Annotated in this window: 24 protein-coding genes; 12 read left to right on the top strand and 12 right to left on the bottom strand. The window is 60.8% G+C overall.

All coding sequences use genetic code 11. The features are described 5' to 3' along the window. Positions 1 to 259 precede the first annotated feature (259 nt). On the top strand, positions 260 to 1,171 hold the full coding sequence (aaeR, locus tag ACUXAC_RS18790; protein WP_004936950.1) for an HTH-type transcriptional activator AaeR: 912 nt from the start codon (positions 260 to 262) through the stop codon (positions 1,169 to 1,171). Here aaeR and ACUXAC_RS18785 read toward each other — a convergent pair. After that, positions 1,162 to 1,506, bottom strand: coding sequence for a hypothetical protein (locus ACUXAC_RS18785; protein ID WP_060440966.1), 345 nt, complete (start codon positions 1,504 to 1,506; stop codon positions 1,162 to 1,164). The genes aaeR and ACUXAC_RS18785 overlap by 10 nt on opposite strands. Then, positions 1,503 to 1,778, bottom strand: coding sequence for a zinc ribbon domain-containing protein (locus ACUXAC_RS18780; protein ID WP_060440965.1), 276 nt, complete (start codon positions 1,776 to 1,778; stop codon positions 1,503 to 1,505). The genes ACUXAC_RS18785 and ACUXAC_RS18780 overlap by 4 nt, the downstream gene beginning before the upstream one ends. Positions 1,779 to 1,985: 207 nt before the next feature. Between ACUXAC_RS18780 and uriH the strand changes: the two genes are divergently transcribed. The 3 genes from uriH (at position 1,986) to ACUXAC_RS18765 (ending at position 5,294) form a co-directional block, all read left to right on the top strand. Beyond that, on the top strand, positions 1,986 to 2,927 hold the full coding sequence (gene uriH, locus ACUXAC_RS18775; protein WP_060424624.1) for a uridine-preferring nucleoside hydrolase UriH: 942 nt from the start codon (positions 1,986 to 1,988) through the stop codon (positions 2,925 to 2,927). A gap of 5 nt (positions 2,928 to 2,932) precedes the next feature. Further along, positions 2,933 to 3,139, top strand: a complete 207-nt coding sequence (locus ACUXAC_RS18770; protein WP_127554753.1) for a hypothetical protein — start codon at positions 2,933 to 2,935, stop codon at positions 3,137 to 3,139. Positions 3,140 to 3,614: 475 nt separating this feature from the next. Next, positions 3,615 to 5,294 (top strand): PglL family O-oligosaccharyltransferase, encoded by a 1,680-nt coding sequence (locus ACUXAC_RS18765; protein WP_159318676.1) that lies wholly within the window; start codon positions 3,615 to 3,617, stop codon positions 5,292 to 5,294. Positions 5,295 to 5,321: 27 nt separating this feature from the next. Here ACUXAC_RS18765 and ACUXAC_RS18760 read toward each other — a convergent pair whose 3' ends face one another. The 10 genes from ACUXAC_RS18760 to csrD all read right to left on the bottom strand — a co-directional run bounded on the left by ACUXAC_RS18760 (position 5,322) and on the right by csrD (position 19,511). After that, the gene (locus ACUXAC_RS18760; protein WP_387445058.1) at positions 5,322 to 6,104 is read right to left on the bottom strand and encodes a CDP-diacylglycerol diphosphatase; all 783 of its coding nucleotides are present in this window, start codon (positions 6,102 to 6,104) and stop codon (positions 5,322 to 5,324) included. 107 nt (positions 6,105 to 6,211) lie between these two features. Then, a complete protein-coding gene (gene tldD, locus ACUXAC_RS18755) occupies positions 6,212 to 7,657 on the bottom strand; it encodes a metalloprotease TldD (protein ID WP_387445036.1) in 1,446 nt (481 codons plus the stop codon). A 7-nt stretch (positions 7,658 to 7,664) separates the two neighbouring features. Continuing rightward, a complete protein-coding gene (gene nit1 / locus ACUXAC_RS18750) occupies positions 7,665 to 8,525 on the bottom strand; it encodes a deaminated glutathione amidase (protein ID WP_004936930.1) in 861 nt (286 codons plus the stop codon). Continuing rightward, positions 8,522 to 12,325, bottom strand: a complete 3,804-nt coding sequence (gene yhdP, locus ACUXAC_RS18745) for an AsmA2 domain-containing protein YhdP (protein ID WP_454266820.1) — start codon at positions 12,323 to 12,325, stop codon at positions 8,522 to 8,524. Before yhdP ends, nit1 begins: the two co-directional genes overlap by 4 nt. Before the next feature lie 86 nt (positions 12,326 to 12,411). Next, positions 12,412 to 13,881: a ribonuclease G gene (rng, locus tag ACUXAC_RS18740; protein WP_025304418.1), complete on the bottom strand. Its 1,470-nt coding sequence runs from the start codon at positions 13,879 to 13,881 to the stop codon at positions 12,412 to 12,414. 38 nt (positions 13,882 to 13,919) lie between these two features. Further along, the gene (locus tag ACUXAC_RS18735; RefSeq protein WP_004936921.1) at positions 13,920 to 14,504 is read right to left on the bottom strand and encodes a Maf family protein; all 585 of its coding nucleotides are present in this window, start codon (positions 14,502 to 14,504) and stop codon (positions 13,920 to 13,922) included. Positions 14,505 to 14,514: 10 nt separating this feature from the next. Next, a complete protein-coding gene (gene mreD, locus ACUXAC_RS18730; RefSeq protein ID WP_004936918.1) occupies positions 14,515 to 15,003 on the bottom strand; it encodes a rod shape-determining protein MreD in 489 nt (162 codons plus the stop codon). Further along, the gene (mreC, locus tag ACUXAC_RS18725; protein ID WP_060440962.1) at positions 15,000 to 16,025 is read right to left on the bottom strand and encodes a rod shape-determining protein MreC; all 1,026 of its coding nucleotides are present in this window, start codon (positions 16,023 to 16,025) and stop codon (positions 15,000 to 15,002) included. Before mreC ends, mreD begins: the two co-directional genes overlap by 4 nt. A 94-nt stretch (positions 16,026 to 16,119) precedes the next feature. Continuing rightward, on the bottom strand, positions 16,120 to 17,163 hold the full coding sequence (gene mreB / locus ACUXAC_RS18720; RefSeq protein WP_003855260.1) for a rod shape-determining protein MreB: 1,044 nt from the start codon (positions 17,161 to 17,163) through the stop codon (positions 16,120 to 16,122). A 413-nt stretch (positions 17,164 to 17,576) separates the two neighbouring features. After that, positions 17,577 to 19,511: an RNase E specificity factor CsrD gene (csrD, locus tag ACUXAC_RS18715; protein WP_387445043.1), complete on the bottom strand. Its 1,935-nt coding sequence runs from the start codon at positions 19,509 to 19,511 to the stop codon at positions 17,577 to 17,579. A 204-nt stretch (positions 19,512 to 19,715) separates the two neighbouring features. Here csrD and acuI point away from each other — a divergent pair, with 204 nt between their 5' ends. The 8 genes from acuI to panF all read left to right on the top strand — a co-directional run bounded on the left by acuI (position 19,716) and on the right by panF (position 26,882). Next, a complete protein-coding gene (acuI, locus tag ACUXAC_RS18710) occupies positions 19,716 to 20,693 on the top strand; it encodes an acrylyl-CoA reductase (NADPH) (protein ID WP_047729768.1) in 978 nt (325 codons plus the stop codon). Between the two features lie 155 nt (positions 20,694 to 20,848). Next, positions 20,849 to 21,850 carry a protein-methionine-sulfoxide reductase catalytic subunit MsrP gene (msrP, locus tag ACUXAC_RS18705; RefSeq protein WP_047729767.1) on the top strand — a complete coding sequence of 334 codons (1,002 nt, stop codon included), beginning with the start codon at positions 20,849 to 20,851 and terminating at the stop codon, positions 21,848 to 21,850. Further along, positions 21,851 to 22,450 carry a protein-methionine-sulfoxide reductase heme-binding subunit MsrQ gene (gene msrQ / locus ACUXAC_RS18700; protein ID WP_047729766.1) on the top strand — a complete coding sequence of 200 codons (600 nt, stop codon included), beginning with the start codon at positions 21,851 to 21,853 and terminating at the stop codon, positions 22,448 to 22,450. Between the two features lie 287 nt (positions 22,451 to 22,737). Next, the gene (aroQ, locus tag ACUXAC_RS18695) at positions 22,738 to 23,190 is read left to right on the top strand and encodes a type II 3-dehydroquinate dehydratase (protein ID WP_004936891.1); all 453 of its coding nucleotides are present in this window, start codon (positions 22,738 to 22,740) and stop codon (positions 23,188 to 23,190) included. 32 nt (positions 23,191 to 23,222) lie between these two features. Beyond that, positions 23,223 to 23,690 (top strand): acetyl-CoA carboxylase biotin carboxyl carrier protein, encoded by a 468-nt coding sequence (gene accB / locus ACUXAC_RS18690; RefSeq protein ID WP_038879746.1) that lies wholly within the window; start codon positions 23,223 to 23,225, stop codon positions 23,688 to 23,690. 12 nt (positions 23,691 to 23,702) lie between these two features. Then, positions 23,703 to 25,052 (top strand): acetyl-CoA carboxylase biotin carboxylase subunit, encoded by a 1,350-nt coding sequence (accC, locus tag ACUXAC_RS18685; protein ID WP_004936886.1) that lies wholly within the window; start codon positions 23,703 to 23,705, stop codon positions 25,050 to 25,052. 152 nt (positions 25,053 to 25,204) lie between these two features. After that, positions 25,205 to 25,447 (top strand): YhdT family protein, encoded by a 243-nt coding sequence (locus tag ACUXAC_RS18680; RefSeq protein WP_004936865.1) that lies wholly within the window; start codon positions 25,205 to 25,207, stop codon positions 25,445 to 25,447. Further along, positions 25,437 to 26,882 carry a sodium/pantothenate symporter gene (gene panF, locus ACUXAC_RS18675; RefSeq protein ID WP_038879752.1) on the top strand — a complete coding sequence of 482 codons (1,446 nt, stop codon included), beginning with the start codon at positions 25,437 to 25,439 and terminating at the stop codon, positions 26,880 to 26,882. Before ACUXAC_RS18680 ends, panF begins: the two co-directional genes overlap by 11 nt.

Genomic DNA, 26,882 nt, shown 5'->3' with positions numbered 1-26,882 from the left:
TCTCTTTACATTTTAGCGTGCGCGCGCCACAAATCTTGACCGGACAGCTTGTCCAGGTCACGAACCCGAAAAAAGGTTAAACTTTGGGGCAGACATCCACGACAGGGATTGCGAGGGTGCCGGAGGAGCGGCAGGATTGCGTCGCCGCTCGCTCTCGCACGTTGGTAAGGTCTATTCACCCGACCACGTTATATTAGCCTGCTTACTATCAAGGCATCAACAATCTGTGATCTAAATCACTTTTAAGCCAGAGTGAATAATGGAAAGATTAAAACGGATGTCGGTATTCGCCAAAGTGGTTGAGTTCGGGTCGTTTACCGCGGCCGCGCGCCAACTCGACATGAGCGTTTCATCGATCAGCCAAACCGTCTCGAAACTGGAAAATGAGCTGCAGGTCAAGCTGTTGAACCGCAGCACGCGCAGCATCGGCCTGACCGAGGCCGGCAAAATCTACTATCAGGGCTGCCGACGCATGCTGCAGGAAGTCAGCGAAGTGCATGAGCAGCTGTACGCGTTTAACAATACGCCTGCCGGCACGCTGCGCATCGGCAGCTCATCCACCATGGCGCAAAACGTGCTGGCGAACATGACCGCCGAGATGATGAAAGAGTACCCGGGCCTGACGGTCAACCTGGTGACCGGCATTCCGGCACCGGATCTGATCACTGATGGATTGGATCTGGTGATCCGCACCGGCGCGCTACAGGACTCCAGCCTGTTCTCCCGCCGCCTGGGGCAGATGCCGATGGTGGTGTGCGCGGCCAAAAGCTACCTCAGCCAGCACGGCACGCCGCAGAAGCCGAGCGACATGGTCAACTTTTCCTGGCTGGAGTACAGCGTACGCCCCGACAGCGAATTTGAACTGATGTCGCCGGAGGGCATCACCACGCGCATTTCACCGCAGGGGCGCTTCGTCACCAACGACTCCTCCACCATGATCCGTTGGCTGAAAAACGGCGCCGGCATCGCCTACGCCCCGCTGATGTGGGTGATCGAAGAGATCAAGCGCGGCGAGATCGAGATCCTGTTCAAAAGCTACCATTCGGATCCGCGGCCGATCTACGCGCTCTATACCGAGAAGGACAAACTGCCGCTGAAGGTGCAGGTGTGTATCAACTACCTAACCGACTATTTCGAACGCGTGGCGGCGGTCTATCAGGGCTATCGCTGAGCAGCGCTCAAATAACGGTGCGCCAGCGCGCCCAGCAGCATCAGCGCCAGCATGCCGAGGCCCCATAGCAGCCAGACGGCGTAGCCGGCCCAGTTCAGCAGCAGAGGAAAATAGCTCGCCAGCCCGCTGCCCAGCTGTTTCAGCCACGGCAGCCAGGCATCCAGCACCGTCTGCGGCACCAGACTCAGCGCACCGCTCATCGGCAGCGATGCGCCGCCGGCCGCTTCCGCCAACGCCGGGAGCCAGGTCAGCACGCCGGCCACACCCCAGGCCAGCAGCGTCCATAGCGCCATGGCACCCAGCAGCAGCGCGGCTGTCCAACCGCCCCGGTTCACGGCACACCGCCGCCGCACTGCGGGCAAAAGCGGCTGCCCGGCGGCAACGGCGCGGCACACTGGCCGCAGGTGGCGCTCACCGCGGCAAATGGCTGGCCGCAGCGATGGCAATAACGTGCGCCCGGTTTATTCACCGCCTGGCATTCCGGACACTGCGGCCCCGGCTCGCCATGCTGGTTATAGCGGTTGCCATGATGCCCGCCGCGGTGACCCGCGCGCTGATGACCGCCATTAACACCGCCTTTCCCCAACAACCTTTTCAGTAAGCTCATCCCGCCTCTCCTCTGTACATTGACGCTGAAGCTCACTGTAAACCCTGGAGTAAACTCCAGGGTAAAGCCCGGCGATGAGGATTTACGTTTCATTACATCGAAAAAGTGGCAAGGCTTTGATGCCGTTAACAAAAGCACCATCGGTATTATCCCACGCCGCCGCGCTGCGTTATGCTGCGGGAACCTCTCCCTGCATCAGGAATAACCATGAAAAAAATCATACTGGACTGTGACCCGGGGCATGACGACGCCATCGCCCTGCTGCTGGCCTGGGGCAATCCGCAGATCGACCTGCTGGCGGTCACCACCGTGGTGGGCAATCAGACGCTGGACAAAGTGACGCGCAACGCACTGGCGGTGGCGCGCATCGCCAATATCACCGGCGTGCCCTTCGCCGCCGGCTGCCCACGCCCGCTGGTGCGCAATATCGAAGTGGCACCCGACATTCACGGCGATTCCGGCCTCGATGGCCCGGTGCTGCCGGAACCCCACCTGCAGCTGGACTCGCGCCACGCGGTGGATCTGATCATTGATACCGTGATGGCCCACCCGCCCGGCAGCGTGACGCTGGTGCCGACCGGCGGCCTGACCAATATCGCCATGGCAGTGCGCAAAGAGCCGCGCATTGCCGAGCGGGTCAAGGAAGTGGTGCTGATGGGCGGTGGCTACCACGTGGGCAACTGGAGCGCGGTGGCGGAGTTCAATATCAAAATCGATCCCGAGGCGGCGCACATCGTGTTTAACGAAAAATGGCCGCTGACCATGGTCGGGCTGGATCTCACCCACCAGGCGTTGGCCACGCCGGCAGTCTGCGAGCGCATCGCCGCCCTCGGCACCCGGCCGGCCGCCTTCGTCGGCGAACTGCTGGCCTTCTTTGGCCACATGTACCGGCAGGCGCAGGGCTTCAGCGCCCCGCCGGTACACGATCCTTGCGCGGTGGCTTACGTGATCGATCCGAGCGTGATGACGGTGCGCAAAGCGCCGGTGGATATCGAACTCACCGGCACCCTGACGCTGGGCATGACGGTCGCGGACTTCCGCGCGCCGCCGCCGCCGGACTGCCACACCCAGGTGGCGGTCAAACTGGATCAGGATAAATTCTGGGATCTGGTGGTAGATGCGCTGGAGCGGATTGGCGAAGTGGAGTGAGATCTGTGAAACATGGATTAACGCGCTTTTACAGGCGCGTTGGTCCGTCTGGCATGATGGCAACAGGGATAGGCAGACCATCTCTCCGTTATTTACAAGAGCACAGAACAATCTTAAAAAAATTTACTTTAATAAAATTCAAAAAAAACCATAAGAACAAGAATAGTCTTAATAAAAATAAAAAATGGCGTGATAAAGAAAATGTGAAATAAGATAATGAACAGCGACAAATAAAATAACGCCCACCGCACCGCCATTAGCAACAACGATTTAACAATAAAATGCTTATCTCATTGGCTCCGTCAGCTGTTTGCCCAGACGCTCGTTGCCGCTCACACGGCGTTTCATTACGCACAAGACAATCACAACCAATTGATTTAAACACAAAAATAAAACAATAGATTAAAAATTGACTGGAGCGAGATAAATTTGAGAAAATGACAACCCTGTTTAAAAAAAAATAAAAAACCTTTTTGCAGGCAACTGAATACGGCTTCCCCCTTTTTATATAAGCCGTCCCCGCGCTCACAGGGGGGGGAATTATTTATCACTTCGATATGAAGTCTTTTCAATTCCTATAAAGCATTTCAGGCATTGACGCTTCAGCGAATTTAAACCCCAGGATAAGGATAGGGAATCCTCAAAAAATGCATTCAATGAACGATATCGAGACATGGCGGGTTAACCATGACCGATAAAGCCCCCGTTAACGCACCGGCTATCGCCGTGTTGCCCCTGCTGCTGATCTGGATGGCGGTGCTCCTGCCGGTCTATCACCCCAACATGGGCGGCGGCGGCCTGGCGCTGCCGCAAAATATTCTGGCCTGGAGCGTCATGGCACTGACCACGCTGATCGTGACCTTCACCGTTTGCCTTGGCCGTACCCGTCTTTCGCTTACCCCCACGGCACGCCTGTTGCTGCTCGGCATCGCCGTGCTGGCGCTGCCGCTGCTGTATACCCGCCCCGAGTGGCGCGAAGATGCCCTGTGGCGCTGCGCCGGTTTGCTCGGCAGTTGGCTGTTCTATGTCGCCTGTCTGCAGCTGCGCCTGACAGCCCGGCAGCGCAACCTGTTGCTGTACGGCCTGCTGTTCGCCGTCGGCGTTCAGGCGTTGCTAGCGGCGCTACAGCTGTTCGCCCCTGCTCTGGCCTGGGTATCTCCTAACGGCAGCCGGGTCTACGGCGTCTTTCAGCAACCGAACGTGCTGGGCAGCTTCATCGCCACCGGGCTGGCTTTGGCGCTCTGGCTACTGCTTGCCCCTCTCTCTGCGCCGACGCGGCGGCAACTCCCGCTGCTCGCGCTGCTGGCCGCTTTCTCCGCCCTGCTGGTGCTGATCCAGTCGCGCGCCGCCTGGCTGGGCAGTGCCCTGGCAGCGGCGTTGCTGCTGTGGCGTTTTGCCCGCCAGCACCCGGCCGTGAGCCGCTGGGCCGGCGGTGCGCTGCTGTTGGGCGTGGCGCTCGGTACCACGGTGTTGCTCACCGGTTTCGGTATGGATGGCCGCGCGGGTCTGATCGGTCGTGAGCTTTCCAATAGCGCTCGCCTGACCATGCTCCATGACGTCGGCGCCATGATCCTGGCCAAACCGCTGCTGGGCTGGGGCTACGGCGGCTTTGAATACAGCTTCGCGCACTTCCGTCTGCAGACCATGCCCTGGCGAGAAGTGCTGGAAGTCGCCGGGCACCCGCACAATGAAATCCTGCTGTGGTGGGTTGAGGGCGGCCTGCCGGCGCTGGCGGGTATCGTTATCGTCCTCGTCGCCGGCGCGCTGCTGTTGAAACGCGCCTGGCAACGGGATCGCGAGCAGCCGGCCGGTGCGCGCGTCGGGCTGTTTCTGGTGCTGCTGCCAATGCTGGTACACACCCAGCTGGAATACCCTTTCTATCTGTCTGCGCCGCATTGGCTGGCGTTTCTGCTGCTGCTGGCGCTGCTGGACGGCCAAACCGGCGAGCCGCGCCCGCTGCCGTTCGCCAAAGCCCTGAGCCTACCGGTGGCGATGGCGGCCATCGGCGTACTGGTGATGGCGGTCTTCGCCTGGCAAGGGCGCATGGCGCTCACCCAATCGGAGCGCACCATGCTGGCCACCATCGACAGCATCGAGCAGATGCCGCCGGCCGCCGCCTGGATCTACCGGGAGCGTAAAACCTTCGACGAACAATCTCACGCGCTGCTGGTCTATAACCAAACGCGTGATGATGCCCTGTTGACCGGCTATCGGCAGTGGGCCAACGCCTATCTGCAGCGCCGTATCGACGCCAACGTCTACGCCACGCTGATCATGATCTTGCGCTACCAGGGCGCTCAGGCGGAAGCCGACGCTCGCCAGCGGGAAGCCGCTTTCCTGTTTGCGCGGGATGCGCGGTTCAGGTAGGAAAAGTGAGGTGAGAGCGTGTTGCTCTCACCTGCCGTCTTGAGATTCACGCGGCAAAATCGCGCACGTTTTATCCAGCAGCGATTCTACCGAGGCGCGGTTGCCTACGTCCCAGCCGCGCTTCGAGGCCAGCAAGATAAACCCCCGTTGGCCGGCAAACGTGGTCGGAACGACGGCCACGCCATACTCCGCCAGCTGCTGCGGCGAGAGATGAAAATAATCCGCAAGATCCTTAATCGGGTAGATGCCCATCGCGGTCGGTTGCATCACGCGGCGGGCATAGTAGGTGTGGCGCAACAGCTTATCCGGCAAAGGTCGCCATTGTTCCTGAATATAGGGGCGTTCTGCCTGCAATTGGCGCCGTACATCTTCGCGCAGACAGGTCAGGTGAATATGCAATTGGTTCTGGCTGCGGCCATAAGCGGAGTTGATCGCCATGCCCAGCCTGTCGTCCGGCACCGGCCCGCCATACTCGGCGGCCAGCCGGTAACGCATCAGCCATGCATAGCCAAAATAGTCCGTCCGCTCCCCGGCCAGCAACTGCGGGCTTTCAATGCCGGAAAGCGGCGCCGTCGGCACCAAAATGAAGTGATAGGGATAACGCGGGTTTTGCAGCACGCTAAAACCCTGCGCTTTCCCCTGCGGCATATAAATCTGCTCACACGGGGCCGGATCGCGCTTTTGCTGATAGTTGGCCATGCAGAGCTTATCGACCACGCCCCACAGCGCATCGGAACGGGCGCAGCCCGTCAGGGAAAGAACGCCCAGCAACAGCAGCCAACGCCGGGTAGACACACCAAAGCACGCCATCGTCATCTTTCTCGGCATCATCGCCGCACAGCACTCTTTGCGTGGGCGAGAAAAAACTCAAAATGGGGAATGAACAAGAGGCCAGTGCATGGCCCCTTGAGGAAAGATTACGCCGTGCCGCCGACGGTCAGCGTATCCAGTTTCAGCGTCGGTTGGCCGACGCCCACCGGCACGCTCTGGCCTTCCTTGCCACACACGCCCACGCCTTTATCGAGCGCCAGATCGTTGCCGACCATCGAGATCTGCTGCATCGCCTCGATGCCGGAGCCGATCAGCGTCGCCCCTTTCACCGGTTTGGTGATGCGGCCCTTCTCGATCAGGTAGGCTTCGGTGGTGGAGAACACGAACTTGCCGGAGGTGATGTCCACCTGGCCGCCGCCAAAGTTCGGCGCGTACAGGCCGTATTCGACACTGGCGATGATCTCTTCCGGCGTCGATTGGCCCGCCAGCATATAGGTGTTGGTCATGCGCGGCATCGGCAGATGCGCGTAGGACTCGCGGCGGCCGTTGCCGGTCGGCGCGACGCCCATCAGCCGCGCGTTGAGCTTGTCCTGCATGTAGCCTTTCAGCACGCCGTTTTCGATCAGCACGTTGTACTGGCCCGGCACGCCTTCGTCGTCGATCGCCAGCGAACCGCGCCGCCCTTGCAGGGTGCCGTCATCCACCACGGTGCACAGCTCGGAAGCCACCAGCTCGCCCATATGGCCGCTGAACACCGAGGTGCCACGCCGATTGAAGTCGCCTTCCAGGCCGTGGCCCACCGCCTCGTGCAGCAGGACACCCGGCCAGCCGGCCCCCAGCACCACCGGCATATTGCCGGCCGGCGCCGCCACCGCGCCAAGGTTGACCAGCGCCATGCGCACCGCTTCTTTGGCGTAAGCATCGGCGCGCACGTCGCCGTCGACGGTTTCCAGGAAGTAGTCATAGCCGAAACGGCCGCCGCCGCCGCTGGCGCCGCGCTCACGCTTGCCATCCTGCTCCACCAGCACGCTGACGGAGAGGCGTACCAGCGGGCGAACGTCCGCCGCCAGCGTGCCGTCGGTGGCAGCCACCAACACCTGTTCGTAAACGCCGGTGATGCTGGCGTTCACTTCCTGCACCCGTGCATCGGCGGCACGCGCCACCTTGTCGACGCGGTGCAGCAGGGCAATTTTCTCTTCGCGCGGCAGGCTTTGCAGCGGATCGAGCAGCGGGTACAGCGCCCGATAGCCGATCTCGCCCAGGGTGTGCGCCCGCCCGTCACCCTGCTCACGCACGATGCTGCGCGCCGCTTGGGCGCTCTGCTGCAGCGCATTCAGGGTGATCTGATCGGCATAGGCGAAGCCGGTCTTCTCGCCGCTGACGGCGCGCACGCCGACGCCCTGGTCGATATTGTAAGAGCCATCCTTGATGATGCCGTCCTCGATCACCCAGGCTTCGTGATAGCTGGACTGGAAATAGAGATCGGCGTAATCGATACGGCGTTCTGCCAGTTGACCCAGTACCTTGTACAGGTCTTGATGACTCAGCTTGTTGGTAGCGAGTAACTGCTCACTGACAAACGTCAGGCTCATAATGGTTTCACTCTTGATTGGAGGATAACTTGTCAGACGGCGCCGTCAGCGACGTCTGGAATCGGTTGTGCTGCAGCACCGGCATCTGCGCACGAATATTTTTCAGGCTTGCGGTGTCCACGCGCACCTTCAGCGCCGCCACGGCGTCCGCGTTCTCGGCCAGCACCTTGCCCCAGCCGTCGACAGCCAGCGTGTGGCCCCAGGTGCGGCGGGTCGGCCCGTGGCGCCCCACCTGTGCCGGCGCCAGGATCATGCACTGGTTTTCGATCGCCCGGGCACGCAGCAGAATTTCCCAATGCGCCTCGCCGGTGACCCGGGTAAAGGCCGCCGGCACCGAAATCAGTTCGGCCCCCTGTGCCCGCAGCGCCTGGAACAGCGCGGGAAAGCGCAGATCGTAGCATATGGTCATACCCAAACGCCCGACCGGCGTATCCACTACCGTCAGGTGCTGCCCGTGCTGGTAGGTATCCGACTCGCGGTAGTGGCCGTGCGCATCGTTGATGTCCACATCGAACATGTGCAGCTTGTCGTAGCGGGCGCGGATTTCGCCCTGCTCGTCGAACAACAGGCTGCTGGTGGTGATAAGCTCCGGGTTTTCGCGGCTGATCAAGGGCATCGAGCCCACCAGCAACCACACGCCATAGCGGCGCGCCAGCTCGCGCACCGCGTTTTGCAGCGGACCGTCGCCCTGTTTTTCCGCCTGTTGGCGGTAAGCCGCGGAGTTGGCGAACAGCAACGCGTTCTCCGGCGTCATGACCAGTTTTACCCCGGCATTGAGCTGTTTGATCTGCTGTTCAATCTGGGCCAGGTTATCGCGCACCTGATCGCCACTGCACAACTGCAACAACGCAACGTTAGCATTCCTCATGACGCCTTATCCTCCTTTGCCTTACGAAGTACCTCATTGATCTTCGGCTGGTCGAGATCGCCGCTGATATGGTAACGAATCAGCGAAATCTTGCTCCACAGCGGCCCCAGCACCTGCGAGGCGGCAAATACCGCCGCGCCGACGATCGGGTTGACGACAAACGCCGTGGCCACGCCGACGGTCGCCGAAATCGCCGGCGCCACCACCGCCTCCATATCAATACGGCGGCGCGCCAGATCGATCTGGCCACTCATGGCGATGTCCGCCGCCAAGCCGTCGATCAATAGATTATCAGTATGCATTATGCCATCTTTCAGCCAAGCGGTGCTGCGGATGGAGTCAAAGTAGAAGCCTTTGCCGAAGGTATCGCTGAAATCGAACTGCAGCTTGCGCAGCAAGGCGTCGAAGCTGACCAATCGCAGCAACTGACCGGCGCGGCCGCCGCCCATGCTGTCGATCTCGCCCTTGCCCATCTTGACCTGCAGCGCGCCGCTCAGCGTATTGACCTGCGGCTGCCACGGCGCGCCGTGCCAGTACAGATCGAAGTCCACGTCGTAAGGCGCGCCTTTCAGCGGGATAGTGATGCCGAAGAAGGCGGCGGTTTCATCGATTTTGCCGCCGAGCAGCTTGCCTTTCAGCGAGCTGCGCTCTTCCTGCGCATTTTGCTTCCACAGGCCGGTGGCGCTCATACGCCCTTTGCCGGTGTCGACCAGGCCGTGATCCAGCGTCAGGGTATCCCCTCGATTGCTCAGATCCGCCTCGACCCTGCCGAGGTTCTGCCCCAGCACCCAGCACGACTTGCAGCGCAGCATCAGCGAAGGCCAGTCGCGGAAGGAAACTTTCTCCGCCGGCGGCGTCGGCGTGCCCGCCGCGTTTTTCGTCTCGGCGAACTGCGGGTTGTAATACAGGTAGTTGATATCGGCGCGCCACGGCCCGCGATCGGCCACCCGCAGGCTGCCGTCCACTTCATCGCTCTTGGCGCTCACCACGGTGGCACCCAGCTGTTTTTCGGCCGACAGCGTCAGCTTATGCCAGGCCTGGCCGCCCAACAGCAGCTGCGGCGTGGTCAGCGCCACGGTGGTGGGGAAGCTGAAGCCGCCCACCTGACCGCTGCCGCCCCCCTGTTTCAGCGCCGGCGCCAGCAGCGCCAGCCACTGCTCGCCATCCAGCGCCGGCAGGTTCAGCGTCATCGACTTGCCGGCCGGCAGCGGCGGCGTGCCGCCACCGTTGGTTTGCCAGGCGGCGCGCGCCAGATTCACCTGTTTTTTGTCGAAGCGCCATTCACTGTTGAAGCGGTTTTGCTTGCCCGCGCTGCCGGTCAACATGAAGCCGTTCAGACCGCCTTTGACCTTAACGTTCACCGGCAACGCCTCGCCCGGCGGTTTGTCCAGCGGTGAAGGTAAGTGACTGCTCACTTTTTTCAAATCCGCGTCGATGCCGATATCGTAGCTGGCCGAGCCCTGATGTGGGAGCGTGATGGCCACCTGGCTCTGCCAGGGCGCACTGCCGCTGAGCGCATCGGCAACCTCTTTCGGCAGGCCGGGGAACTTGCCCGGCTGCCCATCCCCCTTCAGGCCGACGTCAATCTTGTAGTCGCGAGCGCCTTCCTGCGTGGAGAAGTTGACCGCCACCGGCTGCCCGAACCAGGTGGCCGACAGCGGGTCGCTCTGCAGGTTACCGTTGTCGAAGCGGAACTTGCCGCTGAGCTTTTGCAGTTCGCTGTCCAGCGGCTTAATCAGCAACGAGTTGTTGTTCAGCGCCACTTCACCGGTCGCTCTGACCTGCTCGCCGTCCAGGGGAATATCGAGATGTAAGCGCCCACTGACATCACCGCCAATCTGCAGCTGATCCAGCGCCGCCCCCAGCGAATCGTGCAGCGGCGTCTGCATGAAGTAGTCGTGCACGTCGCTGCCCGCGCCTGCGACTTCGGCGTCGATCAGCAGCCGCTCTTTCAGGTAATCCGGGATCACCGCGCTGATATTTTTGCCCGCCACCTTGCCCAACCGGGTTTGCGGCGCATGCATCCACAGTCCTTCGTTGGCGAAGTCGAGGTCGATCGCCAAATCGGTCAGCGCCGGCCAGCCCGGTTGGAACTGGAAGGTGGCGTGGCGCAGCGGCACGAAGACTTCAAACTGCCCTTCGTTTTTACGGTACGGGAAGTGCTGCGGATCGCCGGAATAAATCAGCGTGGCGTTATCCACCTGGCCGCCCTGAATGGCGCCGCTCAGGTAGTCCACCAAATGCTTGCCCATCAGCGGTTCCGGGAAATAGCGCCAGGCGTCGGCGCCGTCATACAGGCGGATGCCCGCCAGGATATTCAGCCACGGATCGCCCTTGGCCGGCTGCTGATAGCGGAAATCGCCGTTGACCCACAGCGACTTCGCCTTGACGTCCAGCCCCTGGCTCGCCAGCTCCCAGCCTTGATCGTTGTAACGCCAGGTCAGCGCGCCACGCGCGCTGCTGATTTCAAGCGGGGCGCGGAACATGTCGCCGTAAGGCAAGGTGCTGCCTGCCAGCCCCAGCGTCAGGCGGCCGTTCTCCACCCCACCGCTCAACGCGCCGGAGAAGTGGTTGACGCCCGGCAGCAGTTCCCAACGCTGCCAGCTGACATCGCGCCACAGCGCCTGGAAACGGCTCTTTTCCGGCTGGTTCAACGGGATGTCCAGCGCCAAGGCCTCCATCATCCCCTGCGGCTGCAGATCGTTCCAGCGATCGAGCACGTCCGGGCTGAGGAACGAGAAGGTCGGCAGCAGCGCCGACAGGCGCTCCAGCTGAAGGTTGGTCGCGCGCACCCGCAGCTCTTCATTCTGCGCCGGCCCCATGAACTCGGTGTTTTCCGGCAGCCACAGGGCGGAAAGCGTGCCCTGCGGCCAGGCCTGGCCGTCGGTGCTCAAGCGCAGCTGCGGCACGTCGAGCTGCCAACCGGTGCCCTGGCGGCGCAGCGACAGCGCCAGATTGTCCACGTCCAGCCGGTGCTGCGCGGCGCCGGTATCCCAGTTGGCCGCCCCCTGCTTGAGCAACGCATGGCCGCCGGCAATCTCGCCGTTCTGCACCTGCAGCCAGGCCGCCAGGCTGAAGTCGGCGCTTTCCAGCCCGGTGTTGGCGCGCAGCCAGCGGGTAAACCAGGGTTTCATGTCGATGTTATCGGCCTGCAGGTAGACCGTGCCGGTGTCCAACAGGCCCTGATTATCGCGCAGGTCCATGCGCAGCTGCACCACGCCGTGTTGGCCGTTCAGCGTCGACAGGCTGATCTGCCCCTCGGCGCGGTGACGATCGCGGCCGTTGAGCCAGGTCAGCTGAGGAATGTCGAATTCGGCGCGCGCGCCGGCGGGCGTCAGGAACGAGATACGGCTGTCGCGCAAATCAAAGTGATCGAGCTGGCGTAGCATCAGATCGCTGATTTTACCCGGTTCAAGGCCTTCGCCCTGCCGGTCGCCGCCCAGCGTGGCGTTCAGATCGAGCCGGAATTGATAGAAGGTCAGATCGCGGAACTGCCAGCGCCAGTGCAGCAGCGATTGCCACACGTCCAGCGCCAGCGTCACGCGTTCGATATGCACATCGCTTTTGGGCAGCGTAACGCTCAGGTTACGCACTTCAAGCTGTGGGCCGAACGTTTCCCAACTGCCCTGCAGGAAATCCATCTGCACGGGCACGCCGGACAGCTTCTCCACCTGCGCCAGCAGTTGGGGACGGTAGTCGTTCAGCTTCGGCAGCATCAGGCGCAGCCCGCTGATCAGCAGCGCCACAATCACGATTAGGGTGGCGCCTGTTGCTAACAGAATCCCAGGCAGTCGCCTCACGCAGTTCTCCTTGCTCCGCTGCCTGGCAACGGGAATATCTATGCACTGACGGGCCCGGCATGCGGGCCCTTACGATGTCGGACGGGCTACATCATGACGACGTCGAACTGCTCCTGGCTGTACAACGGTTCGATCTGCACCTTCACCTGTTTGCCGACGAAGATCTCCACTTCGGCCAGCGCATGCGACTCTTCGCTCTTCAGCGCTTCGCCGACCGCCGCCGAAGCGTACACCAGGAAGCGATCGGAATCGTAAGCATGGTGCACGCGCACAATCTCGCGCAGGATCTCGTAGCACACGGTTTCCACCGTTTTCACGGTGCCGCGCCCATTGCAAGTAGGACAATCGTGACAGAGCACATGTTCAATGCTTTCACGCGTTCGTTTACGCGTCATTTCAACTAAGCCTAGCTGAGAGAAGCCGTTGATCGTGGTTTTTACCCGATCTTTACTCAACGCCTGCTCCAGCGAGTGCAGCACCCGGCGGCGATGCTCTTCGTTGTTCATATCGATAAAGTCGATGATGATGATGCCGCCCAGGTTACGCAGCCGCAGCTGGCGCGCGATGGCCTGCGTCGCCTCGATGTTGGTATTGAAGATGGTTTCGTCGAGGTTGCGGTGGCCGACGAAGGCGCCGGTGTTGATGTCGACCGTGGTCATCGCCTCGGTCTGATCGATGATCAGATAGCCGCCGGACTTCAGCTCCACCTTGCGTTCCAGCGCACGCTGGATCTCGTTTTCCACATCGTACAGATCGAAAATCGGCTGGCTGCCGGTATAGAGTTCGAGCTTGTTGGTAATGTCCGGGATGTACTCGCCGGTAAACTCCACCAGCAGATCGTGCGTTAGCCGCGAATCGACGCGGATGCGATCCAGCGCCGCGCCGGCGAAATCGCGCAAGATGCGTTGCGCCAACGCCAGCTCGCCGTACAGCTTGTATTTGGTCTGGTTGCGCTTCTTGCGCTCCATTACCTTGGTCCACAGGCGTTTAAGGAACGCGGCATCCTGCGCCAGCTCTTCCTCGCCGATGCCTTCCGCTGCGGTGCGGATGATAAAACCGCCCAGTTCGTCGCAGTGCGGCGCAACGATGGATTTCAGGCGCTCACGCTCGGCTTCGCTGTCGATACGCTGTGAAACGCCGACGTGCGCCGCGCCCGGCATGAAGACCAGATAGCGCGATGGCAGCGTGATGTCGGTGGTCAGGCGCGCGCCCTTGGTGCCGAGCGGATCTTTCACCACCTGCACCATCAGGTCTTGCCCCTGGCGCACCAGCTCGGCGATGTCGCGCACGTGGAAGTTTTTCCGCTCGTCGCCGGCGACGCATTCGGTATGCGGCATGATGTCGGAGGCGTGCAGGAAGGCGGCCTTGTCCAGGCCGATGTCGACGAACGCCGCCTGCATCCCCGGCAAGACGCGGCTGACGCGCCCTTTATAGATATTGCCGACGATGCCGCGTTTGGATTCGCGTTCGATATGGATCTCTTGCAGAATGCCGCCATCGATATAGGCGACCCGCGTTTCAGACGGTGTGATATTAACCAGTAGCTCAGCTGTCATGCCTTCTCCTCAGAGCCGGTCGATAATGGCAGCGCCCATCAACCGGTTCTTACATCACGTAATGCGACAAAATTACTGAGCAGCTCATGTGTTTCGACCAGCGGCAGACCGACCACCGCGTGATAACTCCCGGTTATCGTTCTGACGAAACAACCACCCTTTCCTTGAATTCCATAGGCGCCCGCCTTATCCATCGGTTCGCCCGTAGCAATATAGTCGCGGATATCCTGTTGTGACAGGCTGCGGAACGTCACGTCGGTCACCACCAGCTGGCAGCGCACGTCGTGGCGATCGGCGATCGCCACCGCCGTCATCACCTGATGCTGTTTGCCCGACAAAGCCGCCAGCATGTCCGCCGCATGGGCTTCGTCGCGCGGCTTCTCCAGCACCCGGCCGTTGAGCACCACGATGGTGTCGGCGCCCAGCACCGGCCGATCTTCCTGCGCCAATGCTACACCCGCTTTGGCCTTGTCCTGCGCCAGGCGGCGCACATAGGCTTCGGCGGCTTCGCCTTCCCGGCGCTGCTCTTCGGTATGCGTCAGCAGAATGTCGAACGATACGCCCAGCAGGGTCAACAGTTCACGTCGACGTGGGGAGCCGGAGGCCAGATAAAGCGAAGTCATTGAGATACCCTTACTGTACGGCGAACTGACGGCGGATTTTGCGCATCAACAGGAACAACCACGGCCACAAAATGCCGTTTACCACACTACTCCAGAACACCTCTGGGCGGAAAGAGACGTTGATCACTAAAAACTCAGCCCAGAACACCACCACGTCCATCGACAGCGACAGCAGCACGACGATCAGCGCCTGTTGCCACAGCGCCATATTGCGGAACAGTTGGAATTTGAACGCCACCAGGTAGGCGATGATACCCAGCGCCAGCGCGCGCACGCCCAGCGTGGAGCCGAGGATCAGATCCATGATCAGCCCCAGCACGAAGCCGGTGCCGACGTTGACCCGGTGCGGCAAGGCCATTACCCAGTAGATCAGGATCAACACCAGCCAGGAAGGCCGGAACATGTAGATTTGCTCCGGCCACGGCATGATTTGCAGCACCAACGCCACCAGGAACGACAGCCAGATTATCCAGCGCCCGTGGCTGCGGTAGCTGTTCATTGCACCACTCCCGCCGCGGCAGGCTGAGCTTGAGGCTGGGCAGACGCCGGAGCGGCGGTTTGCGGCGCCACGCCGGTGGCCGGAGCCGGCAGCTGAGGCCCGACCGAACCGGCAGGCGGCAGCACCTGCGGCATCATCTGCATCAGGCGTTCATTGGCCACGCGGTGCACTTCGTCCGGCGGCAGCGGCATGTCGCCGTTGCGATCGGCGCCCCACAGCAGCAGCAGGTAGCGCAAGCGCTGCAGACCGGCGGTCGGCCGCGCCTGAATCACGGTGTAAGCGCGCTGGTTGTCGACCTTGACCGAGGAGACCACCGCCACCGGATAGCCTTCCGGGAAGCGGCCGCCGAGGCCGGAGGTCACCAGCACGTCGCCAACGCGGATATCGGTGTTGTTCGGCAGATGCTCCAGCTGCAGATCGTCGGCGCAGCCGCTGCCTGCGGCAATCACCCGAATATCGTTGCGCAGCACCTGGATCGGCAGCGCGTGCGAGGCATCGCAGATCAGCAGCACGCGGCTGGTGACTTTCGCCACCGCCACCACCTGACCGACCACGCCCTTGTCGCTGATCACCGGCTGGCCTTCATAGACGCCGTTGTCCGACCCTTTGTCGATCACCACCTGATCGCTGTACGGATCGGAACCGGTGGAGATGACCTGGGTCACCATCTTGTGTTCGTCCTGGCGCAGCGGGGAACCCAGCAGCTCGCGCAAGCGGGCGTTTTCCTGCTTGAATTGGCCAAGAAGAAGAATATCGCTGTTTTTCAGCAGCAGTTCCTGCCGCAGAGCTCGGTTTTCCAGCTCCAGCTGTTGGCGGGTGGCCAGCGTTTCTGACACGCTGTCCAAAACTTTACGCGGCCCGTTGGCCAGAAAATAGAAAGGGCTGACTGCGGTGTCCATGTAGTTGCGTATCTTCACGAACGTGCCGAGCCGGCTGTCGGCAACGATCAGGCCAATGGCCGCGATCACCGCCAAAAAAAGTCGCAGTTGCAGGGAAGGCCCCCTGCTAAAAATCGGCTTCATAAATTATGCGAGTTCCTCGACAACAGAAAGAGGAACCGTACCCGATTTTCGCTGTGCGCATTCATCCGATACGATTCCTCCTTCCAGGGGCTGACTATTCTTCGCTGAACAAATCGCCGCCGTGCATGTCGATCATTTCCAACGCCTTGCCGCCGCCGCGCGCTACGCAGGTCAACGGATCTTCCGCCACCACGACCGGAATGCCGGTTTCTTCCATCAGCAGGCGATCGAGGTTGCGCAGCAGCGCGCCGCCGCCGGTCAAGACCATACCACGTTCGGAAATGTCGGAGGCCAATTCTGGCGGGCACTGCTCCAGCGCAACCATCACCGCGCTGACGATGCCGGTCAGCGGCTCTTGCAGGGCTTCTAGGATTTCATTGGAGTTCAGGGTAAAGCCGCGCGGTACGCCTTCGGCCAGGTTACGGCCGCGGACTTCGATTTCGCGCACTTCATCGCCCGGATAGGCAGAACCGATTTCGTGCTTGATGCGCTCGGCGGTCGCTTCGCCGATCAGCGAGCCGTAGTTACGGCGCACATAATTGATGATGGCTTCATCGAAGCGGTCGCCGCCGATGCGCACGGAAGAGGAGTACACCACGCCGTTCAGCGAGATCACCGCCACTTCCGTGGTACCGCCACCGATATCCACCACCATGGAACCGGTCGCTTCGGAAACCGGCAGGCCTGCGCCGATCGCCGCCGCCATCGGCTCTTCAATCAGGAACACTTCACGCGCGCCGGCCCCTTGGGCGGACTCGCGGATAGCGCGGCGTTCAACCTGGGTTGCGCCGACCGGCACACAGACCAGCACGCGCGGGCTTGGGCGCATGAAGCTGTTGCTGTGAACCTGTTTGATAAAGTGCTGCAGCATTTTTTCGGTCACGAAGAAGTCGGCGATTACGCCGTCTTTCATCGGGCGAATAGCCGCGATGTTGCCGGGGGTGCGGCCCAGCATCTGTTTGGCGTCATGACCGACGGCCGCTACGCTCTTTGGGGAGCCGGCACGATCCTGGCGAATGGCAACCACCGAAGGTTCATTCAGTACGATGCCTTGCCCTTTAACATAAATCAGGGTATTGGCGGTACCCAAGTCGATGGACAAGTCGTTGGAAAACATGCCACGAAATTTCTTAAACATAACGAAAGGATAATCCTGCAAGCTGGGGGCGGAAAATAAAATCCGCCTACTTTACCAACCACACGAAGCAGCGACAAGGCGCAAAAACGTTCTACTTCGGTGAAAAATAGTCTGTATTGTTTCTGCTCGAATGCACGGAAATTGGATGAGGCCTGAATTCCCTGAACAAAGGCTCAGTTTACCACCCTGTCAACGCACGAAACGGCGTAACACAGCTCATAAAATCTAACATATTCCCTGATTGCCGCCGATGGTAAGCACCTACCAACGTCAACCAGATAAAAGCTGACAAGAGCCTATCTCAAATAGGCGTCGTTGTCGCAGGCAGATTGGAGAAAACTCCAAAATGACGGGTGACATGGCCCAGATGGATCCGGCGTTCATTCTACGTCAATTTTTGTCCGGCAATCAGCTTAAACACGATAACGACGTGAATATTTTTTACGCCCCACGTCGATCGGTTCCGGCGACGCGAAAAAGTCGCCCTGCCCGCCGTGGATACCACGCTCTTTCAGCGTCTGCCACTCGTTGCGCGTGCGTACGCTGGCGGCGAACACCTGCGCGTGCGTGCCCGCGCAGGCGCCCGCCAGGCTCTGCACGAACAGCTGATTTTCGTCCCGCTTATCGATACTCCGCACCAGCCCCGGGTGGAGCTTGACGATCTCCACCTGCAACGACTTGATATAGGACGTACTGACCACGGTTAAACCCGCTTTGGACACCGCGAGGCGGCAGCCCAGCCCTGACAACAACTTCAGCACCGGACGCAAACGGTCGATATGTTGACACACATCTGCCTCCGCAAGTTCAATCAGAATTCGCCTACGCTGACTTTTTTCGCACTGCAACAGCGTATCGCGCAGCCAGCGCTGGAAAGAACGCTGCAAAATCGAGTCGACGCACAGCGGAAACGCCAGCGTTTCCTCAGGCCATTGCGCCAGCAAGGGGATGATGCGGCTCACCTGTTGGCGATCGTAACTCTCCGCCAACCCCAGTTGCTGCACCAGCGGCATATATTCCGCCGGCAGCAACTCCTGGGAGCCGTCATAAATCCGGCTCATGATCTCAAGATGGTGTACCTCGCCTGCCACGGTCACCGCCGGTTTCTGATACAGCCGCGGGCCGCCGCGCGCCAGTACCTGTTCCAGCAACGTGCGCCACTTGACGCTGCCGCGCCCCTTTTCCGGCACCTGGCTGTCGTACACATACCAGCCGTTCTCGCCCTGCAGCGTAGCGTGGCGCGTCGCCTGCTCCGCGTAATCGATCACCTGCTCCGTGGTTTGCCCGCTGCGGTACGCCACGATGCCGATGTGCAGGAAGGCCTCACGATCGATCAGCGCCGTGGAAGGCAAGGCATCGATGGCGTTGACCAGCTGTGACGCGATGCCGTCGGCCTCCTTCAGGGTTCGATGCGGCAACAGCACGGTAAAATCGCTGTGGAAATAGCGCGCCAGCAGCGCCGAGGGGTAGCGCATCACGAAGGTAGACAGCAGGTTGACCAGCGAATACATCAGCTCCTGGACCGCCACGCTGCCGTGCGTGTCGCGCAGGGTCTCGAAATCGGGCAGCCGCACCATCATCACGATGCCGTGCGAACCTTCGTCTTCCAGCTGAGTGGTCAATTGATTATCGAAGAACAGGCGATTATTCAGCCCGGTTTTGGCGTCCTGCGCGGCGAAGGCGCGGATCAGCGTATCGACCCGGCTGCGCTCTTCCCGCGCTTCCGCCAGATCGGCCAGCAGGCGATCGAGCGCGCCGCTGACGTTGGCCGGCCACTCACGCACGTCGCCCTGCATGACGTTTTCACGCTCGCCGTTCAGAATGCGCCGCGCGCGGCGTTCCAGGCGATCTTCACCGTCGGCCTGCTCACGCAACCAGCGCAGGCTGAACAGCAAAACCACCACCATGACGACGATCGACAGCGTGACGGCGGCGGTGGACTGCAACGTGCGCACGTCGCTGGCGAAGGGATCGAGGTAAGTGATGTACAGCGTGCTGCCCGGATGTTGCAACAGGGGGCGCGAGACCTGACGATAGCCGTTCAGCGTATCCCAGGGCTCTTTTTTCAGCGTCGGCAATTTATAGTTGAGAAACTGGCTGGTGCCGGCCTCTACGCGGATCGACACGATGCCGAGCGGGCGCATGACGATCGGCAACCATTTCTCCTGATCGCGCGGCGATTCGTGCAACATGGCCTGATCGAGAGAGGTAACCAGCGAATCAAAGCGACGCTCCTGGCGATCCTGGGTAACGTAAAAGAAGCTGTATGAGCATCCCATCAGCATCAAAAACATCGCCAGCGCGACCAACAGAGTGATCAATGCAGAGAGTTTGGTGGTAAATCGCATCCCTGTGCCTTGTCCGCTATGGTTAAGTGAGTGTTCACCCTTTAGCTAAAAGGGGCCGTCCAACCCTAACAAGCCTTGCTGAAGAATTAAACCTGCAAGCGCCGTTTTTGTCCTTTATCAGGACTTGGGCCGCTTATTATGCATATAGTCAAATAAATGTGATTCAGCCATTGATAGAAAAGTGTAAACGAGAGGAAGAGTGACATGCGTGCACTGTTATTGGAACAACAAGACGACCAAACTCTGGCTCAAATCAAAGATATCGGCAGCGACCGGTTGCCGGAAGGCGATGTCACCGTCGACATCAACTGGTCCAGCCTAAATTATAAGGATGCGCTGGCGATCACCGGCAAAGGCAAGATCGTGCGCAACTTCCCGATGGTGCCGGGCATCGACTTCGCCGGCACCGTGCGCCACAGCCGCGACGATCGCTTCAAAGAGGGGCAAAGCGTGGTGCTCACCGGCTGGGGCGTAGGTGAACATCACTGGGGCGGCCTGGCCGAGCAGGCGCGCGTCTCGGGCGAATGGCTGGTACCGCTGCCGAACGGCCTGGATGAGCGCAAGGCGATGATCATCGGCACCGCCGGCTTTACCGCCATGCTGTGCGTCATGGCGCTGGAGGAAGGCGGCGTGCACCCGGACGACGGCGATATTCTGGTGACCGGCGCCAGCGGCGGCGTGGGCAGCACCGCCATCGCCCTGCTGGCGGCGTTGGGCTATCGGGTGACCGCCATCAGCGGCCGCGATAGCAATACCGACTACCTGAAAGCGCTCGGCGCCAAAGAGGTGATGTCGCGCGATGGCTATATCGACACGCCGCGCCCGCTGGAGAAACAGCTGTGGGCCGGCGCGGTGGACACCGTCGGCGACAAACTGCTGGCGCGGGTGCTGGCGCAGATGAACTATAACGGCACCGTCGCCGCCTGCGGCCTGGCGGGCGGTTATCAGCTGCCGACCACCGTGATGCCGTTCATTCTGCGCAACGTGCGTCTGCAGGGCGTGGATTCGGTACATACGCCGCTGCACCGCCGCCAAACCGCCTGGGAGCGGCTGGCCGGTATTCTGCCGGACAGCTTCTATCAGCAGGCCACGCATGAAATCACCCTCGAGCAGGCGCCGGCCACCGCCGCCGCGCTGCTGAACAACCAAATCACCGGCCGCACCCTGGTGAAAATCCGCTGATCTTCTCCCCCCGGCAACGGGGGTTCACCCGCTTCTGCGAAATTTCATATTTTCCCGCGTCCCCTCGCTTCCTGCCGGCTTTAGCGCCATGCTTATTTCATGGAGACCCGTTAGCCGCTCGCAGGCGGCGGGAATCAGTCGCGGAGAACATAAGCATGAACAAACACCCGAAATTGACCGAGGCCGACGTCACGCCGGAGAGCGTGTTCCACCAGCGGCGCAAAGTGCTGCAGGCGCTCGGCATCACCGCCGCTACGCTGGCGCTGCCTACCGGCGCACGGGCGGACCTGCTGTCGTGGTTCAAAGGCAACGATCGCCCCAAGGCGCCGCCGGGCAAAGCGCTGGAATTCAGCAAGCCGGCCGCCTGGCAGGCGCAGCTGGCAATGACGCCGGAAGACAAGGTCACCGGCTACAACAACTTCTATGAATTCGGCCTCGACAAAGCCGATCCGGCCGCCAACGCCGGCGGGCTGAAAACCGAAGGCTGGAAAGTGCGCATCGACGGCGAAGTGGCGAAGCCGATAACGCTGGATATCGACGATCTGATGAAGCGTTTCCCGCTGGAACAGCGCATTTACCGCATGCGCTGCGTCGAGGCCTGGTCGATGGTGGTGCCGTGGATCGGTTTCGAACTGGGCAAGCTTCTCAAGCTGGCCGAGCCGAACAGCAACGCGCGCTACGTGGCCTTCCAGACGCTGTACGATCCGGAGCAGATGCCCGGCCAGAAAGATCGCTTTATCGGCGGCGGCCTGAAATACCCCTACGTCGAAGGGCTGCGGCTGGACGAGGCGATGCATCCGCTGGCGCTGCTGACCGTCGGCGTGTACGGCAAAACCCTGCCGCCGCAAAACGGCGCGCCGCTGCGGCTGATCACGCCGTGGAAATACGGCTTCAAAGGCATCAAATCGATCGTGCATATCCGTCTGGTGCGCGATCAGCCGCCGACCACCTGGAACCAATCCGCGCCGAACGAGTACGGTTTTTATGCCAACGTGAACCCGCACGTCGATCATCCACGCTGGTCGCAGGCCACCGAGCGTTTCATCGGCTCCGGCGGCATTCTCGACGTCAAACGCCAACCGACGCTGCTGTTCAACGGCTATGCCGATCAGGTGGCATCGCTGTATCGCGGCATGGATTTGCGGGAGAATTTCTAAGTGCGCCTGACGCCTGTTCATATCAAATGGCTGAAAGCCGCCCTGCATCTGGCGGCGTTTTTGCCCTTTCTGTGGTTGGTGCTGGCGGTAGATCAGGGCTGGTTCAGCGCCGATCCGTCCAAGGACATCCAACATTTTACCGGCAGGATGACGCTGAAACTGCTGCTGGCCACGCTGATGATCGCCCCGCTGGCGCGCTATGCCCGTCAGCCGTTACTGATCCGCTGCCGCCGTCTGGTGGGGCTGTGGTGCTTTGCCTGGGGCACGCTGCACCTGATAAGCTACTCCACGCTGGAGCTTGGGCTGAGCAACCTCGGCCTGTTGGGCAGCGAGCTGGTGAATCGGCCTTATCTGACGCTCGGCATCCTCACCTGGCTGATCCTGCTGGCGCTGGCGGCCACCTCGACGCTGTGGGCGATGCGCAAACTGGGCGCCAAATGGCAAATGTTGCATAACTTCGTCTATCTGGCAGCGATCCTCGCCCCCATCCACTACCTGTGGTCGGTCAAAACGTTTTCCCCCCAGCCGTTCATCTACGCGCTGCTGGCGGTGGCGCTGTTGGGCCTGCGTTACAAGAAATTCCGCGCCTGGTGGCGCTGAATCACGCGGCGGCACGCGTTATTGTCGTTGAAAAACACGCGCCGCCGACCGGAACTTTTTCTGTGTTCCAGCGCTCATATTCCTGTCACGGATCCCCGAGTTAGTCGATTTGGGGTTGAATATCTTCGCTGATAAGACCAGTATTTAGCTGCGAATTGCTACGATATCGTTATAATGCCCGACCTTGTTTCTGTTCTCAGGGTGAATTGGCCCCTTAACAGGTGACAAATCGATAACATCGGGTTATTTTCTACGATGATGGTTTTATTGCCGGAGATACCAGCACAATGGCGGATAAGTTTCACATTTTGCTTCTGAACGGCCCCAATCTCAATCTGCTGGGGACGCGTGAGCCGGAGAAGTACGGCAGCACGACGCTGACAGAGATTGTTAACGGATTGGAAAACCAGGCATCCGCATTGGATATTACCCTGAGCCATCTGCAATCCAACGCCGAGCATCAGCTGATCGATCGCATTCATCAGGCGCGCGGCAACACCGATTTCATTCTGATAAACCCGGCGGCGTTCACGCATACCAGCGTGGCGCTGCGCGATGCGCTGCTGGCGGTGCAGATCCCGTTCATCGAGATCCACCTGTCCAACGTGCACGCCCGCGAACCTTTCCGCCATCACTCCTATCTCTCAGACGTGGCGGTAGGCGTGATTTGCGGCCTCGGCGCGGATGGCTACGCTTTCGCTTTACAGGCAGCGGTTAACCGTCTGTCAAAAACCCACTAATTGCTCCACAAAAAGAGTACGGAATCACACTCATGGATATTCGTAAAATCAAGAAACTGATCGAACTGGTTGAAGAATCAGGCATTTCTGAACTGGAAATCTCTGAAGGCGAAGAATCGGTTCGCATCAGCCGTGCCGCACCGGCGCAGGCTTACCCTGTCATGCAACAGGCCTATGCGATGCCGGCACAGCAGCAGCCGGCCCTGGCTGCCGCCGTTGCTACCGCACCTGCGGCAGAAACCCCGGCGGCACCGGCGGCCATGAGTGGCCACGTCGTTCGTTCGCCAATGGTAGGCACCTTCTACCGCACCCCAAGCCCGGACGCGAAAGCCTTCGTGGAAGTGGGCCAGAAAGTGAACGCCGGCGATACCCTGTGCATCGTTGAAGCCATGAAAATGATGAACCAGATCGAAGCGGACAAGTCCGGCGTCGTGAAAGCCATCCTGGTGGAAAACGGCCAGCCGGTCGAATATGACGAGCCGCTGGTCGTCATCGAATAACGAGGCGCCCCCATGCTTGATAAAATTGTTATCGCCAACCGCGGCGAGATCGCGCTTCGCATCCTGCGTGCCTGTAAAGAACTGGGCATCAAGACCGTTGCGGTTCACTCCGCGGCCGACCGCGATCTGAAACACGTGCTGCTGGCCGACGAGACCGTCTGCATCGGTCCTGCGCCATCGGTAAAAAGCTACCTGAACATCCCGGCCATCATCTCGGCGGCGGAAATCACCGGCGCCGTGGCGATCCACCCGGGCTACGGCTTCCTGTCTGAGAACGCCGACTTCGCCGAGCAGGTTGAACGCTCCGGCTTCATCTTCATCGGCCCGAAAGCCGAAACCATCCGCCTGATGGGCGACAAGGTTTCCGCGATCAACGCCATGAAGAAAGCCGGCGTGCCTTGCGTACCGGGCTCCGACGGCCCGCTGACCGACGACATGGATAAAAACCGTGCCTTCGCCAAGCGCATCGGTTATCCGGTGATCATCAAGGCGTCCGGCGGCGGCGGCGGTCGCGGCATGCGCGTCGTGCGCAGCGACAAAGACCTTGAGCAGTCCATCAACATGACGAAAGCGGAAGCCAAAGCGGCTTTCAACAACGACATGGTGTACATGGAAAAATACCTGGAGAATCCGCGCCACATCGAGATTCAGGTATTGGCCGACGGCCAGGGTAACGCCATCTATCTGGCCGAGCGCGACTGCTCCATGCAGCGCCGCCACCAGAAAGTGGTCGAAGAAGCGCCGGCACCGGGCATCACCAGCGAAATGCGCCGTTACATCGGCGAACGCTGCTCGAAAGCCTGCGTGGAAATCGGCTACCGCGGTGCGGGTACCTTCGAGTTCCTGTATGAAAACGGCGAGTTCTATTTCATCGAAATGAACACCCGTATTCAGGTAGAGCACCCGGTTACCGAAATGATCACCGGCGTGGATCTGATCAAAGAGCAGCTGCGCATCGCTGCCGGTCAACCGCTGTCGATCAAACAGGAAGAAGTGAAGATCCACGGCCACGCGGTAGAATGCCGTATCAACGCCGAAGATCCGAACACCTTCCTGCCGAGCCCGGGCAAGATCACCCGCTTCCACGCGCCAGGCGGTTTCGGCGTGCGTTGGGAATCTCATATCTACGCCGGTTATACCGTACCGCCGTACTATGACTCCATGATCGGCAAACTGATCACCTTCGGCGAAAACCGTGACGTGGCGATTGCCCGCATGAAGAACGCCCTGGCTGAACTGATCATCGACGGCATCAAAACCAACGTTGAGCTGCAGCAGAAGATCATGAACGACGAAAACTTCCAGCACGGTGGCACCAACATCCACTATCTGGAGAAGAAGCTGGGTCTGCAGGAAACCTAAGGCAGCCACGCAGCATCGTCTGACGAAAGGCCGGTTAATCACCGGCCTTTTTCTTTGGCATTACCGCCAGTAACGGCTTGGCAAAACGCCGCCATGCCGTAAAATTCCCTACCTTTGATGAATCCATCACCGTAAACCTATGGGAGACACGGATGGACAAACGCTTTATTCAGGCGCACCGCGAAGCGCGCTGGGCACTGGGGCTGACGCTGCTCTACCTGCTGGCCTGGGGGCTGGCGGCCTACCTGCCGGACAGCGCTATCGGCGTCACCGGCCTGCCGCACTGGTTCGAAATGGCCTGCCTGCTGGTGCCGCTGCTGTTCATCGGCCTGTGCTGGCTGATGGTGCGCACGGTGTTCCGCGACATTTCGCTGGAGGACCGCGATGCAAACTGAAGTGATCCTGCCGCTGGTCGCCTACCTGCTGCTGGTGTTCGGCCTGTCGGTGTACGCCTACAGCCGCCGCCAGAGCGGGAATTTCCTCAGCGAATACTTCCTCGGCAACCGCTCGATGGGCGGCTTTGTGCTGGCGATGACCCTGACCGCCACCTACATCAGCGCCAGTTCGTTTATCGGCGGCCCCGGCGCCGCCTACAAATACGGCCTGGGCTGGGTGCTGCTGGCGATGATTCAGCTGCCGGCGGTGTGGCTGTCGCTCGGGGTGCTGGGCAAGAAATTCGCCATCCTGGCGCGACGCTACAACGCCATCACCCTCAATGACATGCTGTATGGCCGCTACCAAAGCCGCCTGCTGGTGTGGCTGGCCAGCCTCAGCCTGCTGGTGGCGTTCCTCGGCGCCATGACGGTGCAGTTTATCGGTGGTGCCCGCCTGCTGGAGACCGCCGCCGGCATTCCTTACGACACCGGCCTGCTGATCTTCGGCATCAGCATCGCGCTGTACACCGCCTTCGGCGGCTTCCGCGCCAGCGTGCTGAACGACGCAATGCAGGGGCTGGTGATGCTGCTCGGCACCGTGCTGCTGCTGGTGGCGGTGATCCACGCCGCCGGCGGACTGGACAGCGCGGTGCACAAGCTGCAGCAGATCGATCCGGCGCTGGTGTCGCCGCAGGGCGGCGATCAGATCCTCAGCCTGCCGTTTATGGCGTCGTTCTGGATCCTGGTGTGCTTCGGGGTGATCGGCCTGCCGCACACCGCCGTGCGCTGTATCTCCTACAAGGACAGCAAGGCGGTGCATCGCGGCATTCTGCTCGGCACCGTGGTGGTGGCGGTGCTGATGTTCGGCATGCACCTGGCCGGCGCGCTCGGCCGCGCGGTGTTGCCGGATCTCAAGATCCCCGATCAGGTGATCCCGACGCTGATGATCACCGTGCTGCCGCCGTATGCCGCCGGGATCTTTTTGGCGGCGCCGATGGCGGCGATCATGTCGACCATCAACGCCCAGCTGCTGCAATCCTCCGCCACCATCATCAAGGATCTCTACCTGGGCGTGCGGCCGCAGCAGATCCACAACGAGCGGTTGATCAAGCGCTTCTCCAGCCTGACCACGCTGATCCTCGGCCTGCTGGTGCTGCTGGCGGCCTGGCGACCGCCGGAGATGATCATCTGGCTCAACCTGCTGGCTTTCGGCGGGCTGGAGGCGGTGTTCCTGTGGCCGTTGGTACTGGGCCTGTATTGGGAACGCGCCAATGCTCAGGGAGCGCTTAGCTCAATGGTGTCGGGTGCGGTATGCTATACGCTATTGGCCAGCTTCAACCTGCAGCCGGCGGGGCTGCACCCTATCGTGCCTTCGCTGTTGCTCAGCCTGTTGGCGTTTTATCTCGGTAACGTCGTCGGCGAAAAGCGCCGGGCGGCGTCATCATTACCCTCTTGA

Source organism: Serratia sp. 121840015-1 (genome assembly GCF_053627655.1).
The sequence above is the reverse complement of the archived record's forward strand: the minus strand, read 5'-3'. Positions and strand labels throughout refer to the sequence as shown.